1 pseudogene is annotated in these 615 nt (G+C 74.6%); it reads left to right on the forward strand.

What is annotated here, in order from left to right:
* Positions 1-615: pseudogene (locus G3N92_RS34760) on the forward strand (MFS transporter); the annotation flags it as partial.

The raw sequence follows: 615 nt of genomic DNA on the forward strand, positions 1-615 counted from the left end.
CGCCGCCGCCACGCCGAAGCCGCAGCTCGGCTTGCTGATCGCGGTGGTGCTGGCCGCCTCGGCCGGCAGCGCGTCCGCCGATCCGGCCTGGAACCTGGGCGGCATCGCGCTGGCGATCGGCTGCGCGGCGCTGCTGGTGCGCATCGAGCGGCGCGCGCCGAACCGGCTGCTGCCGTCCGGCGCGTTCCGTCCGGGCTCGCCGGTCGCGAAGTGCTACGCGATCCTCGCGCTGCTGTCGCTCACGGTGACCAGCGCCGAAATCTTCGCGCCGCTGTTCCTGCAGGTGCTGCATCGCCAGCCGCCGCTCGCGGCCGGCTATCTGGCGGCCTTGATGGGCGCGGGCTGGACGCTCGGCGCGCTGGCCTGCTCGGGCGCGAGCGGGCCGAACCTGCGCCGCCTGATCGTGGCCGGGCCGCTGCTCGAACTGGCGGGCATGCTCGGCCTGTTCGCGCTCCTGCCGCGCGACAGCAACGGCGAATGGCTCGCACTGCTGCCTATCTGCACGGCGATGGTGGCGCTCGGGCTGGGTGTGGGGGTGGCGTGGCCGCATCTGCTGACGCGCGCGCTGAAGGCCGTGCCCGATGCGGAGAACGCGCTGGCGGGCGCGTCGATCAC

The sequence above is a fragment of the Burkholderia sp. Ac-20379 genome, assembly GCF_017104645.1.
Lineage (GTDB): Bacteria > Pseudomonadota > Gammaproteobacteria > Burkholderiales > Burkholderiaceae > Burkholderia.